The 12,170-nt window shown below is 65.4% G+C and carries 13 protein-coding genes; 3 read left to right on the top strand and 10 right to left on the bottom strand.

Annotated elements, in window-relative coordinates:
• Window positions 1-17: 17 nt before the first annotated feature.
• From QHG62_RS00290 to sucC, 6 genes are all read right to left on the bottom strand, one after another.
• Complete coding sequence (locus QHG62_RS00290; protein WP_281148827.1) at window positions 18-2,279, bottom strand: CHASE2 domain-containing protein; 2,262 nt, start codon at window positions 2,277-2,279, stop codon at window positions 18-20.
• Window positions 2,280-2,306: 27 nt separating this feature from the next.
• A complete protein-coding gene (locus QHG62_RS00295) occupies window positions 2,307-2,957 on the bottom strand; it encodes an FHA domain-containing protein (RefSeq protein WP_281148828.1) in 651 nt (216 codons plus the stop codon).
• A 70-nt stretch (window positions 2,958-3,027) separates the two neighbouring features.
• Complete coding sequence (locus tag QHG62_RS00300; protein WP_281148829.1) at window positions 3,028-3,834, bottom strand: Stp1/IreP family PP2C-type Ser/Thr phosphatase; 807 nt, start codon at window positions 3,832-3,834, stop codon at window positions 3,028-3,030.
• A 24-nt stretch (window positions 3,835-3,858) separates the two neighbouring features.
• Window positions 3,859-4,545: a TerC family protein gene (locus QHG62_RS00305; RefSeq protein ID WP_281148830.1), complete on the bottom strand. Its 687-nt coding sequence runs from the start codon at window positions 4,543-4,545 to the stop codon at window positions 3,859-3,861.
• Between the two features lie 99 nt (window positions 4,546-4,644).
• Window positions 4,645-5,538 (bottom strand): succinate--CoA ligase subunit alpha, encoded by an 894-nt coding sequence (gene sucD, locus QHG62_RS00310; protein WP_007828710.1) that lies wholly within the window; start codon window positions 5,536-5,538, stop codon window positions 4,645-4,647.
• 10 nt (window positions 5,539-5,548) lie between these two features.
• The gene (gene sucC / locus QHG62_RS00315; protein WP_281148831.1) at window positions 5,549-6,715 is read right to left on the bottom strand and encodes an ADP-forming succinate--CoA ligase subunit beta; all 1,167 of its coding nucleotides are present in this window, start codon (window positions 6,713-6,715) and stop codon (window positions 5,549-5,551) included.
• A gap of 206 nt (window positions 6,716-6,921) precedes the next feature.
• Here sucC and argC point away from each other — a divergent pair, with 206 nt between their 5' ends.
• Entirely contained in the window at window positions 6,922-7,845 is a 924-nt protein-coding gene (gene argC, locus QHG62_RS00320; RefSeq protein WP_281148832.1) for an N-acetyl-gamma-glutamyl-phosphate reductase, read from the top strand.
• Between the two features lie 25 nt (window positions 7,846-7,870).
• Here argC and QHG62_RS00325 read toward each other — a convergent pair whose 3' ends face one another.
• From QHG62_RS00325 to recA, 4 genes are all read right to left on the bottom strand, one after another.
• A complete protein-coding gene (locus tag QHG62_RS00325; protein WP_281148833.1) occupies window positions 7,871-8,602 on the bottom strand; it encodes a hypothetical protein in 732 nt (243 codons plus the stop codon).
• Window positions 8,603-8,727: 125 nt separating this feature from the next.
• On the bottom strand, window positions 8,728-9,165 hold the full coding sequence (locus QHG62_RS00330) for an SRPBCC family protein (protein WP_281148834.1): 438 nt from the start codon (window positions 9,163-9,165) through the stop codon (window positions 8,728-8,730).
• Window positions 9,140-9,607 (bottom strand): recombination regulator RecX, encoded by a 468-nt coding sequence (gene recX / locus QHG62_RS00335; protein WP_281148835.1) that lies wholly within the window; start codon window positions 9,605-9,607, stop codon window positions 9,140-9,142. The genes QHG62_RS00330 and recX overlap by 26 nt, the downstream gene beginning before the upstream one ends.
• A 46-nt stretch (window positions 9,608-9,653) precedes the next feature.
• Window positions 9,654-10,772: a recombinase RecA gene (gene recA, locus QHG62_RS00340; RefSeq protein WP_281148836.1), complete on the bottom strand. Its 1,119-nt coding sequence runs from the start codon at window positions 10,770-10,772 to the stop codon at window positions 9,654-9,656.
• A 146-nt stretch (window positions 10,773-10,918) separates the two neighbouring features.
• Between recA and QHG62_RS00345 the strand changes: the two genes are divergently transcribed.
• Both QHG62_RS00345 and QHG62_RS00350 read left to right on the top strand, forming a co-directional pair.
• Window positions 10,919-11,404, top strand: coding sequence for a MarR family winged helix-turn-helix transcriptional regulator (locus QHG62_RS00345; protein ID WP_281148837.1), 486 nt, complete (start codon window positions 10,919-10,921; stop codon window positions 11,402-11,404).
• A gap of 65 nt (window positions 11,405-11,469) precedes the next feature.
• Window positions 11,470-12,144, top strand: coding sequence for a response regulator (locus QHG62_RS00350; RefSeq protein WP_126749612.1), 675 nt, complete (start codon window positions 11,470-11,472; stop codon window positions 12,142-12,144).
• Window positions 12,145-12,170 lie beyond the last annotated feature (26 nt).

Below are 12,170 nucleotides of genomic sequence, written 5' to 3' on the forward strand. Positions count from 1 at the left end.
CTTGCTTGTGCCTGTCGTCATTTGGTTTCGAAGCGGGTGGCGCCGTCCCATTCAGGGTCGTAAGGCCGCAATGCCATGGAGGCTAATCGCTGGGCGTAGAGCTGGTAAAGGACTTTTTTGGCATCCGCGGCAAGCAGGGGATCGAGCAGGTTTCTGCCTGCGGCCCAGTCCTGGCGGCGGTAGGCTTCCAGAACACCGGCCCAGCGGTGCAGTTGATCGGCTTGCTGCTGCGCGGCGGCCGTCTGGGCTGCAGCGTCGGGCCCGAGCGGAGTGAACACGGTAATGGCCTGGGCCTTGCCTTTGACGAGCACGCTGTCGAGCTCTTGCCACAGGATGCCGGGGGCGAGTTCGCGGGTGGCTCCGCTGGCGACGATTTCCACGCCGTAGTGCGCGCTCAGGCCTTCGAGCCGGGACGCGAGGTTGACGGCATCGCCGACAACGGTGTAACTGCGCCGCGCCGCGGAGCCCATGTCTCCGACACTCATCACGCCGCTGTTGATGCCGATGCCCACGCTGATCTGCGGGCGCCCCTCGGCACCATGAAGCTTGTTGACGTCGCGCACGGCTTCGGCCATTTCAAGCGCGGCGCGCACGGCAAGGGTGGCGTGGTCGGGGGTATCGATGGGCGCGCCCCAAAAGGCCATGACGCAGTCGCCCATGTATTTGTCGACGGTGCCGCGGTGCGTGCTGATCACGCTGGTGAGCCGGTTGAAAAGGGCGTTGAGAAAGGCCTGCAGCTCGGCCGGCGTCATCTGCTCCGAAAGGCGGGTGAAGTTGCGCATGTCGCAGAACATCACGGTCATGTTCTTGCTCTCTGCGCGCATGCTGTAGCGGCCCGGGGTAACGAGCATCTCGTCGACCAGCTCCGGCGGCACATAGGTGCCGAAAAGCCGCGCCAGCCCGCGCCGCGCCCGGGCCTCGATGAAATAGCCCCAGCCCATGTTCAGGACGAAAGCGAGTGCCACCATGGCCAGTGCCGACGCCAGCGGGAGCACAAGGCTGTGGTTCTGGTAGAGCCAGGCGTTGACGCCGACCAGTACGGCGACGGTGACTATGCCCAGCACCACGGCACGCGGCGCCGGGAGCAGCGTCAGGCCCAGTGCCAGCACAAGCCCCGCAACGATCACGTTCAGCACCTCGTAGCCGGGCGCGTAGTCGGGCACTGCGAGCAGGCGGCGGTCGAGCATGGCCGACACGACGTTGGCGTGCACTTCGACGCCGGGAAAAGCGGCTCCTACAGGGGTGGCACGCAGGTCTTGCAAACCGGGCGCTGTAGCGCCGACGAGCACGATCCTGCCCTTGAGTTCGCCCGGCGCAAGACGGCCTTCGAGCACGTCCGCGGCCGGCACGTAGCGGAACGAGCCGCCGTTCGCACCGCCAGGCCCGCGAAACGGCACCTGCATGCTGGCGGTTTGATCGACCGGCACGCGCAGTCCGCCCACGATGAGCGATTGAAGCCGCGGCACGGAGCCGCCCTGCGCAAAAGCCGGCAGCACCGGCGGCGTGCCATTGGCGAGCCGGTAGACGGCGAGCCCCAGCGATTCGTAGTAGCCCGGCCGGCCATGGTCGCCCTCATAGCGGGCGATGAGCGGCACCGTGCGAATGACACCCTGGCCGGTCGAAGTGACCAGCGTGTTGAGAAAACCCGACGCCGGCGCGGCGGCCGCCAGCACGGGGAGGTTGGCACCAAAGCCGTTCCACTCCGTGGCGTAACCGCGGTTTGCCGGAAAGGCCTCGGGCGGCAGCAACGGAGCCGCCGGCAGCTGCCCCTTGGCGCCCGCTTTTTCGGTCCTCGTGAAGTAGTAGCCGAGCGCCACGGGCTGGCGGTCCATGGCCCTGGCAAAGATGGCGTCGTTGTCGAGCGTTGGCGCCAGGCGCTCGATTTCGCCGGCCAGGCCGGGCATGTCGCGCAGCGGGCCGCGCGCAACCTGGCGCAGCTTGTCGAGGCCGGAGCTGCGGTCCGGCTCGACGAACATCACGTCGAAGCCCAGCACCGCGGCCTGCTGGCGTCCGGTGAGTTCGCTGGTGAGCCGGGCAAGCTTGTCGCGCGCCCACGGCCATTGCCCTTGCCGCGCCAGGCTGGCGTCGTCGACGTCCACGATGACGATACGGGGATCGAGCGTTGCCGGCATGGTGGCGCGCAGGCGCGTGTCGTAGATCAGGTGGTCGAGCTGGTCGAGCCCGCTCAGGCGCCAGGCCCCGGTGGCATGCGCCAAGGCCAGCAAGACCGGCAGCAGGGTGATGACGATGCGTGGCCAATGCCGCCGGAGCGCATTCATGGCATGGGCGCTACGCGGGCCTCGAGATCAGACCCGGACGAACTGCATGCGCGTGGCGCCGCCGAGTTCCAGCACGTCGCTTTCCTGCAAGCCGACTGCGTCGGCGCCGAGCGGAGCGCCATTGAGCCGGACCTCGCCCATGACGCTGGCCGCCACATAGCCTTGCCTGCGGCGCGTGACAACCGCCACGGCAACGCCGGGCTTGCCGATGGTGGTAACGACCTTCTGCAGCGGCAGGTCTTGCCCGCCGGTCATGTCCGAAAGGTCACGCAGGACCGGCACCCCAAGCTCGACCAGCGCACCGGCTTCGGTTGGCGCGGACGACAGGGGAATGGGAGAAGAAAAATCGCCCGCTGCGTTGTGCGCCGACCCGGCGCCGAGCCCATGGCTGTTGCGGGCGCGAAAGTGAATGCGGCAGCCACCCAGTTCGATGACGTCGTTGTCCTTGAGCACCTGCTTCTGGACGACCAGCGCATTCACGTAGGTGCCGTTGGTGCTGTTGAGGTCTTCGATCTCGACCTCGCCGCCGCGCATGTGCAGCACGGCATGCTCGCCGCTGACCGCCAGGTTGTCGATCACGATGTCGTTGTAGGCGCGCCGTCCCAGCGTGGTGCGGTCCTTGGCGAGCGCCACTTGCTCGATGACAACGCCATCGACCGAAATGATCATTTTCGGCATTGCCGACTCCCCGATTTACAGAAATTGGTTGGTGGCAGGCGCGGCGACAGGCAGTCGCTCGGACCTGGGGCTAGGCGGCAGAAGGCGCATCTTGGACGCGCGCTTTTGCCAGGACAACCGAAATGTTATCCCGTCCGCCATTGTCGTTTGCAATTGCAACCAAAAGTGATACTTTCTGCTGGAGCCCGACATCGTGGTTCAAAAGCGTGAAAAGCTGCGCATCCGAGATCATCTCACTGAGCCCGTCGGAGCACAGCATATACAGGTCGTCGGGCCTTGCGGTGTGCTCGTGCATTTCGAGGACGACCTGTGCCTCTACGCCCACAGCCCGGGTTACCAAATTGCGATGGGGCGAATGCAGCGCCTCCTCGGCGGTGATTGCGCCCGCGTCGAGCTGCTGCTGGCGCAGCGAATGGTCGCGCGTGAGCTGCTCGAGCTTGTTGTTGCGAAGCCTGTAGCAGCGCGAATCGCCGATATGGCCAACCAGCACGCGCTGGGGCCGGAAAGCCGCCAGCACCAGGGTCGTTCCCATGCCTTGCAGCTCATCGTTGGCAATGCCGGCTTCGAGAATGGCGGAATTCGCCTCGTCGGTGGCGGCTTGCAGGGCGCGCCGGATCACGCGTGCGGGCGCCTGGGGGCCGGCTTGCGCAAACCATCGGGCAAAGCTGGCATGCACCAGCGACACGGCCATGGCGCTGGCCACTTCGCCGCCCTTGTAGCCACCCATGCCATCGGCCAGCACGGCAAGGCCAAGCGCCGGATCGACATGGAGGTCGTCCTCGTTGTGGGCACGCGCGCGCCCGACGTCGGTCAGCGCGGCGAACTCCCAGGACAGCGGGGGCCGATTGGAGAAGAGGGACGCGCCGACGCTCACCATTTTGTACAAGCGGGGCGCGCGGCGTCAGTGCCCGGCCAAGGCGCGGGCGCGCTTTTGCAGCAGGCGGCCGGCAGCCACGACAAAAACCGCGCCGGCAGCCGCAGCCGCATAGTGCAGCCAGGGGTTGGCGGCGAGCACGCCGTGCAGCGACACGTCGCTTGCAATGGTTTCCCCGCCGACCCAGCCGATCAGGGCGGCACCCAGCATGACGATGATCGGAAAACGTTCCATGAGCTTGATCATGAGCGTACTGCCAAAAATCACCAGCGGAATGCTGATTGCGAGGCCGAGCACCAGCAGCACCATGCTGCCTTGCGCCGCAGCGGCCACGGCAATGACGTTGTCCAGGCTCATGACCAGGTCTGCCAGCAGGATGGTGCGCACGGCCGCGAGCATGCTGCCGTATTCCTTGGCCTCACCGTCATCCTCTTCTTCTTCGCTCAGCAGTTGCAGGCCGATCCACAGCAGCAGCAGGCCGCCGACGATCTGCAGGTACGGCAGTGCCAGCAGCTTGGCCGCAACAACGGTCAGCACAATGCGCAGCACCACGGCCGCGCCCGAGCCGAACAGCACGGCTTTTTGCTGCTGCGCGGGCGGCAACGAGCGGGCGGCCATGGCAATCACCACGGCGTTGTCACCCGAAAGAATGATGTTGATCCAGACAATCTTGACCAGGCCGATCCAGAAATCGGTGCTTTGAAGGAGTTCCATGTCTCTTTTTCCACTGTGTTGTAGTGAAAAAAGCGCCCGCAAGGTTTGCGGGCGCTTTTTTCTTTTTGCGTGGTGCGCAGAGAGGGGATCTACTGCGGTTTAGAGCTGTGCCTTGAGCAGCTTTGCCAGTTCCGAGAAGTTGCGCGTCACGGTGAAGCCGCACTCTTCCATGATGGCGAGCTTGGCATCGGCCGTGTCGGCACCGCCCGAGATCAGCGCGCCGGCGTGGCCCATGCGCTTGCCGGGAGGGGCGGTAACACCGGCGATGAAGCCGACCACCGGCTTCTTCATGTGTTCCTTGCACCAGCGGGCTGCGTCGGCTTCGTCGGGGCCGCCGATTTCGCCGATCATGATGACCGCGTCGGTGTCCGGATCGTCGTTGAAAGCCTTCATCACGTCGATGTGCTTCAGGCCGTTGATCGGGTCGCCGCCGATGCCGACTGCCGACGATTGGCCGAGGCCGATTTCGGTGAGTTGCGCCACGGCTTCATACGTGAGCGTGCCCGAGCGCGAGACCACGCCGATGCGGCCCTTGCGGTGAATGTGGCCGGGCATGATGCCGATCTTGATTTCGTCGGGCGTGATCAGGCCGGGGCAGTTCGGGCCCAGCAGCAAGGTCTTCTTGCCGCCGGCCGCTTCCTTGGCCTTCATCTTGTTGCGCACTTCGAGCATGTCGCGAACCGGAATGCCTTCGGTAATACAGATCGCCAAGTCCAGGTCGGCCTCGACGGCTTCCCAGATGGCGGCGGCCGCGCCTGCCGGCGGCACGTAGATCACCGATACGGTGGCGCCGGTTTGCGAAGCGGCTTCCTTCACCGAACCGAAGATCGGGATGTTGAAGATCGACTCGCCGGCCTTCTTCGGGTTCACGCCTGCCACGAAGGCGTTCTTGCCGTTGGCGTATTCCTGGCACTTTTCAGTGTGGAACTGACCGGTCTTGCCGGTAATGCCCTGCGTGATGACTTTGGTGTCTTTGTTGATGTAGATCGACATGACTTGTTCCTTAGGCCTTCTTGACTGCTGCCACGACCTTCTGGGCCGCTTCCGCCATGGTGTCGGCGCTGATGATCGGCAGGCCCGAATCGGCCAGCAGCTTCTTGCCTTCGACTTCGTTGGTGCCCTTCATGCGCACGACCAGCGGCACTTGCAGGTTCACGGCCTTGCAGGCTGCGATCACGCCGGTGGCGATGGTGTCGCACTTCATGATGCCGCCGAAGATGTTGACGAGGATGGCCTCGACATTCTTGTTCTTCAGCATGATCTTGAAGGCTTCGGTGACCTTCTCGGGGGTGGCGCCGCCGCCCACGTCCAAAAAGTTGGCCGGCTCGCCGCCGAACAGCTTGATGGTGTCCATGGTGGCCATGGCCAGGCCGGCACCGTTCACCAGGCAGCCGATGTTGCCGTCCAGCGAGATGTAGGCCAGGTCGAACTTGGAGGCTTCGACTTCGGCTGCGTCTTCTTCGTCCAGGTCGCGCAGGGCCACGATTTCGGGGTGGCGGAACAGCGCGTTGCTGTCGAAGTTGAACTTGGCGTCCAGCGCCATGACGTTGCCCTTGCTGTCACGGTTGAGCGGGTTGATCTCGACCAGCGAGGCGTCCGTCTCCATGTAGCAGGTGTAGAGCTTCTTCAGGATGTCGACCGTTTGCGCGCTCGAGTCGGCCGGCATGCCGATGCCGTCGGCAATTTCCTTGGCTTGCGCGTCGGTCAGGCCTTCCTTGGGGTCGGCGTAGACCGTGATGATCTTCTCGGGCGTGGAGTGGGCCACTTCCTCGATGTCCATGCCGCCTTCGCTCGATGCGATGAACGCGATCTTCTGCGTGGCGCGGTCGGTCACGGCCGAGACGTAGTATTCCTTGTTGATGTCGGCGCCATCTTCGATGTAGAGGCGGCGCACCTTCTGGCCTTCGGGGCCGGTCTGGTGGGTCTTGAGCTGCATGCCGAGGATTTCGCCGGCGAGCTTCTTGACGTCCTCGATGGACTTGGCGACCTTGACGCCGCCGCCCTTGCCGCGGCCACCCGCGTGAATCTGGGCCTTGACGACCCAGACCGGGCCTCCAAGTTTCTGGGCGGCCTCGACCGCCTCCTGAACCGTATAGGCCGGAATGCCGCGCGGCACCGGCACGCCGAACTTGGCAAGAATTTCCTTGCCTTGGTACTCGTGAATCTTCATGAGGGTTGTCTCTCGGAAGGAGGAAGTTGAGAACGGGAGATCTGGGGTCTGAGGCGTCTTTGGCTCTGTTGTTCGCGGGCGACGGCAACCTGACGGTTGGGGGCGGCGAACAACCGCGGACTGTATCATGGTGCGGCGCACCAATACTCGACGTGACCTTGCGGTCAATACGTACTTTCTTCTAGCGACCCCACGGATACTCCGATATGGCCAAGGTTTTCATCGACGGCGAAGCCGGTACCACCGGCTTGCAAATTCGCGAGCGGCTCCAGACGATGCCGCAAATCGAACTCGTGAGCATTGCGCCCGAGCTGCGAAAAGACGTGAACGCCAAGCGCGAGCTGATGGCCGGCGTCGACCTGGTGGTGCTGTGCCTGCACGACGACGCGGCCCGCGAATCGGTTGCACTCATCGACCAGCTGCCGGGCAAAAAGCCAAAGATCATCGACGCCTCCACCGCGCACCGCGTGGCGCCGGGCTGGGTGTTCGGTTTTCCTGAACTGGCAGAAGGCCACTGGCAGGCCGTGGCCGCGGCCGACCGCGTCGGCAACCCGGGCTGCTATGCCACGGGCGCCATCGCCATCGTTCGCCCGCTGGTCGATGCGGGCTTGCTGCCGGCCGACTTCCCGGTTTCGCTGCCCTCGGTCAGCGGCTATTCGGGCGGCGGACGGGCCATGATCGAAGACTACGAAGGCGGCAAGGCGCCGCTTTTCGAAACCTACGCGCTCGGCCTCAAGCACAAGCACATCCCTGAAATCATGAAGTACACCGGCCTCACCCGCCGGCCCGTCTTCATTCCTTCGGTGGGCAATTTCAAGCAGGGCATGCTCGTGCAGCTGCCGCTGCACCTCGACCTGCTGCCCGGCAAGCCGAAGGCCGGCGACCTGCACGACGCCATTGCCGCGCACTACGCCAGGAGCAACACGCCCGAGCAGTTCGTGAAAGTGCTGCTGCCCACCGACAACGGCAAGCTCGACGCGCTGGCGCTCAACGACACCAACGAGCTCGAGATCCGCGTGTTCCCCAATGAAGACCACCGCCATGCGGTAGTGATTGCACGCCTGGACAACCTGGGCAAGGGCGCCAGCGGCGCCGCGGTACAGAACCTGAAGCTGATGCTGGCGCTCTGAGCGCCAGCCGTCGTTCCCAGTCAGTTCACCTGACGAGCCAGAGGCCGACGCCCAGCAGCACCGCGTGCGCGCCCAGCGCAATGTAGAGCGGCTTGCGTGAAGGCGTCGACATTTCCTGCAGCGTTTCGTTGATGCGGCGCGTGAGCAGCGCGCGCAGCGCGGGGTCTTGCGCCGCGCCCTCTTCTGCAGCCGGCGGCAGGCCGTGTTCAGCACGGCCTTGCTGCCATTCGGCAAGCATGTCGCTGAGCGGCAATCGGTTGAGCACAAAGCCGACCACCGCACGCACTGCCTTGCCTTCGCCCAGCACCGGCGCAAGCTGTTTGCTCAGGGCATCGACCGACAGCCAGTCGGCCGCGCGCTGCAGCGTGCCGTGCGTGCGCGGCATGGCTTCGATGCGGCCCGCGATTGCGCCGCCCAGCCGCTCGGACACGGCCTCGCCGCGCGCGGCCACCAGGTGTTGCATGGCCTTGGCCCGGCCCTGTTGCACACCGAGCATCATGTAGACGGCCACAAAGAGAAGCAGCAGCACCGCAACCAGCAGAGGAGGCGACGTGACCAACGCGAGCACGGCACCGGCGCCGCCCGCACGCGCCGCCGTGTTGCCGGGACCCTGCAGCTGGCTCAGGTAGTAAAAGAAGACGCCGCCGCCGAGGATGAGCGAGAGCAAGCCGCCCTTGACCGCTGATCCGATGAAAGCGGCGCCGGCCTTGGCGCCTGTGCGCACGAGCGACGGCTGGTCTGCAGGTCCTGAAGACATGGGGTTCCCTCCTCCGAAGTTTTGTGAAGGCGGCCCTCGAGTGGGACCGGCCGCGCCGATCATGCCATTGGATGAACCCCCAGCCGCATGCCCCGCCGGGGCGAGGAGGCAGGGCGGCCCGCGGCTCAGTCCGCTTCGAGCAAGCGCCGCAGCGACTGCAAGTCGCGCGCAATCCAGGCAGCGTCGCGCTCGAAGGCCGCATCGTCCATATGCGGCTGACGCAGCAGCGTGAACTGGAACTCGCAAATGCCGGGCGCCACGCCGATCACGCGAAACGGCAGATAGATCTCGGACACGCCTTCGGGGGCTACCCAATGGTCGAGCACACCAAAATCGTTGGCGGGTGCGAAGCGCAGCCGGGCTTCACCATCCGGCGTGGTGGCCACCCAATGATCGCCGTGCGGCACCAGTGCACTCTTGGCCAGGCCGCTCGCCCAATCGGGCAACCGGCCCGGGTCTGAGGCCAGCGCATAGGCGCGGCGCCAGTCGCAGGCCACGCGTTGCGTGACGACACGGGACTGCATCGCGGCAGCATCTTCACTCGCCTGGTTCGTTGTCGCCATCGAAATTGCTCCTGAGTACCTTGGCCACCACCGCGCCCGGGAAGCCGCGCGCCATCAGAAAGCGCATCTGCCTGGCGCGCTCCTTCGCATCGGCAGGCGGTGCGTCGAAACGGCGGCGCCACAACGCAGTGGCGCGCTCTACTTCGGTGTCTTGCAGGCTGGCCACGGCCTCTGCGATGGCTTCGGGCGCAATGCCCTTGGCCTGCAGTTCCTGGCGCACCCGCAGTGCGCCCGAGCGGGCGGCGCGCTGGTTCAGCACCGATGCCACCACGCGCGGCTCGCTGATGAAGTCCTTGGCGGCCAGTTCGTCGAGCGCGCGGGCCAGCGTGCCGGGCTCTTCTTCATGCTTGGCCAGCTTGCGCTCCAGCTCCGCGCGCGAGTGCTCGCGCTGGCTCAGGAGCCGCAACGCGCGGCCTTTGAGTGAGGGAGCACCGAATGCCATGCCTGCTGTTCGCTTGCGCGGCCCACAGGAGCCGCGCCGTGCTCGCTTACTCGCCCTTGTCAGCCTTCTCGGCCTTGGCCGCCTTTGCAGGCTTCTCGGCCTTTTCGGTCGCGGGGGCGTCTGCATCGGCTGCGAGCAGCGGGATACCCAGCGACTCGCGCACCTTGTTTTCGATTTCGCGCGACAACTCGGGGTTCTCGCGCAGGAACTCGCGTGCGTTGTCGCGGCCCTGGCCGATTTTCTCGCCGTTGTAGGCGTACCAGGCGCCCGACTTGTCGAGGATCTTGGCGTTCACGCCCATGTCGATGATTTCGCCTTCGCGGCTGATGCCTTCGCCGAACAGGATGTCGAACTCGGCCGTCTTGAACGGGGGCGAGACCTTGTTCTTCACCACCTTCACCTTGGTTTCGTTGCCGATGGCCTCGTCGCCCTTCTTGATGGTGCCAATGCGGCGGATGTCCAGGCGCACCGAGGCGTAGAACTTCAGCGCATTGCCGCCGGTGGTGGTTTCGGGCGAGCCGAACATCACGCCGATCTTCATGCGGATCTGGTTGATGAAGATGACCATGCAGTTGGTCTTCTTGATGGTGGCGGTGAGCTTGCGCAGCGCCTGGCTCATGAGGCGGGCCTGCAGGCCGGGCAGCGAGTCGCCCATTTCGCCTTCGATTTCGGCCTTGGGCGTGAGCGCGGCGACCGAGTCGACAACGATCAGGTCCACGGCACCCGAGCGCACCAGCGAATCGACGATTTCGAGCGCCTGCTCGCCGGTGTCGGGCTGGCTGATCAACAGGTCGGACAGGTTCACGCCGAGCTTCTGGGCGTATTGCACGTCGAGCGCATGCTCGGCATCGACGAAGGCGCAGGTGCCGGCCTGCTTTTGCATGGCGGCGATGACCTGCAGCGTGAGCGTGGTCTTGCCCGACGATTCAGGACCGTAGATTTCGATGACGCGGCCGCGCGGCAGGCCGCCGACGCCCAGCGCGATGTCAAGGCCGAGCGAGCCGGTGGAAACCACCTGGATGTCCTCGAGCGCCTCGCCTTCGCCGAGCCGCATGATCGTGCCCTTGCCGAACTGCTTTTCGATTTGCGCCAGCGCGGCTTGCAGGGCCTTGGCCTTTTCACTGTTGGCGACCGAGATGCTTGCGCCCTTGACGACTGCGTCCATGTGGAAATCTCCTTGAAAATCAACGGTTTGTGTGTGACTGCCATCCATCTGCTTTTAATTACAGGCTGGATGCTTGAACAGTAGTGTAGGGGCTCATTGGTTTGAGTAAACCTACTTTTTAGTCAGTTTGCTTTACCATTTGAGCGATGGCTGAAAGCGCTTTTCCGACCGATCCCGATGCCTGGCGGCAAACCCACCTGGGCCGCCTGCTGGGCCATGCGATGCGCCGCTTCGACGAGCGCGTGCTCGAACTCATGGCGCACGACGTCGATGTGCCGCTGGCACTGTCGAACCTGGCCGCGCGCGCCCAGGTGAGCGCCGCGCACATCCACATCACGCGGCACCTGGCACGCGAGGGTTCTCGACTGACCGAGCTGGCCGAGCGCGCCGGCATGACCAAACAGGCGATGGGGGCGCTGGTGGACCAATGCGAGGCCTGGGGCCTGGTCACACGCGGGCCCGATCCGCTCGATGCACGGGCGCGGCGTGTGCTTTTCACCGCCGACGGGCTGGCATGGCTCGACGCCTTCCGCAGCGCCGTTACGCAGGCCGAGCGCGAGTTCCGCGCCAGCGTCGGCAACGACGTCGCCACCGTGGTAACCATCGGTCTGGAAGCGTACACAGCGGGCTAGACTCGGCTGCGAGAGACAAATGTGAACGGCGCCGGCGCGGCGCCCGAACCGGCCGGAGGTGGCTCATGCGGATTCTGATTGCCGAAGACGACCAGGTGCTGGCCGATGCCCTGCTGCGCAGCCTGCGCACCTCGGGCGCGGCGGTCGACCACGTGGCGAACGGCTCGCAGGCCGACACCGCGCTCATGACGCACAGCGAGTTCGATTTGCTGATTCTCGATCTCGGGCTGCCCAGCCTGCACGGCATCGAAATTCTCAAGCGCCTGCGCGCGCGCGGTTCGCAGCTGCCCGTGCTGGTGCTCACCGCGGCCGACAGCGTGGAAGAACGCGTCAAGGGCCTGGACCACGGCGCCGACGACTACATGGCCAAGCCCTTCAGCCTGCAGGAGCTCGAAGCGCGCGTGCGGGCACTCACGCGTCGCGGCATGGGCGCCACCAGCAACACCATCCGGCATGGCCCGCTGGTGTACGACCAGGCCGGCCGGGTGGCCACCATCGACGGCAAGATGGTCGAGCTCTCGGCGCGCGAACTCGGGCTGCTCGAGGTGCTGCTGCAGCGCGCCGGCCGCCTGGTCAGCAAGGACCAGCTGGTGGAGCGCCTCTGCGAATGGGGCGAGGAAGTGAGCCTGAACGCCATCGAGGTCTACATCCACCGCCTGCGCAAGAAGATCGAAAAGGGGCCGGTGCGCATTGCCACCGTGCGCGGCCTGGGCTATTGCCTCGAAAAAATCCAGCAATGACCGCCGGGGGCTCGCCCGAGGGCTTC

This window comes from Variovorax paradoxus, assembly GCF_029919115.1.
Classification (GTDB): Bacteria; Pseudomonadota; Gammaproteobacteria; order Burkholderiales; family Burkholderiaceae_C; genus Variovorax; species Variovorax paradoxus_O.

What these genes read in the sequence shown, in the direction of transcription:
- sucC (WP_281148831.1), bottom strand. Translation starts at nt 6,715, where the DNA reads ATGAAGATTCACGAGTACCAAGGCAAGGAAATTCTTGCCAAGTTCGGC.
- recA (WP_281148836.1), bottom strand. Translation starts at nt 10,772, where the DNA reads ATGGACGCAGTCGTCAAGGGCGCAAGCATCTCGGTCGCCAACAGTGAA.
- QHG62_RS00350 (WP_126749612.1), top strand. Translation starts at nt 11,470, where the DNA reads ATGCGGATTCTGATTGCCGAAGACGACCAGGTGCTGGCCGATGCCCTG.
- QHG62_RS00345 (WP_281148837.1), top strand. Translation starts at nt 10,919, where the DNA reads ATGGCTGAAAGCGCTTTTCCGACCGATCCCGATGCCTGGCGGCAAACC.
- argC (WP_281148832.1), top strand. Translation starts at nt 6,922, where the DNA reads ATGGCCAAGGTTTTCATCGACGGCGAAGCCGGTACCACCGGCTTGCAA.
- QHG62_RS00295 (WP_281148828.1), bottom strand. Translation starts at nt 2,957, where the DNA reads ATGCCGAAAATGATCATTTCGGTCGATGGCGTTGTCATCGAGCAAGTG.
- QHG62_RS00305 (WP_281148830.1), bottom strand. Translation starts at nt 4,545, where the DNA reads ATGGAACTCCTTCAAAGCACCGATTTCTGGATCGGCCTGGTCAAGATT.
- recX (WP_281148835.1), bottom strand. Translation starts at nt 9,607, where the DNA reads ATGGCATTCGGTGCTCCCTCACTCAAAGGCCGCGCGTTGCGGCTCCTG.
- QHG62_RS00330 (WP_281148834.1), bottom strand. Translation starts at nt 9,165, where the DNA reads ATGGCGACAACGAACCAGGCGAGTGAAGATGCTGCCGCGATGCAGTCC.
- QHG62_RS00290 (WP_281148827.1), bottom strand. Translation starts at nt 2,279, where the DNA reads ATGAATGCGCTCCGGCGGCATTGGCCACGCATCGTCATCACCCTGCTG.
- QHG62_RS00300 (WP_281148829.1), bottom strand. Translation starts at nt 3,834, where the DNA reads ATGGTGAGCGTCGGCGCGTCCCTCTTCTCCAATCGGCCCCCGCTGTCC.
- QHG62_RS00325 (WP_281148833.1), bottom strand. Translation starts at nt 8,602, where the DNA reads ATGTCTTCAGGACCTGCAGACCAGCCGTCGCTCGTGCGCACAGGCGCC.
- sucD (WP_007828710.1), bottom strand. Translation starts at nt 5,538, where the DNA reads ATGTCGATCTACATCAACAAAGACACCAAAGTCATCACGCAGGGCATT.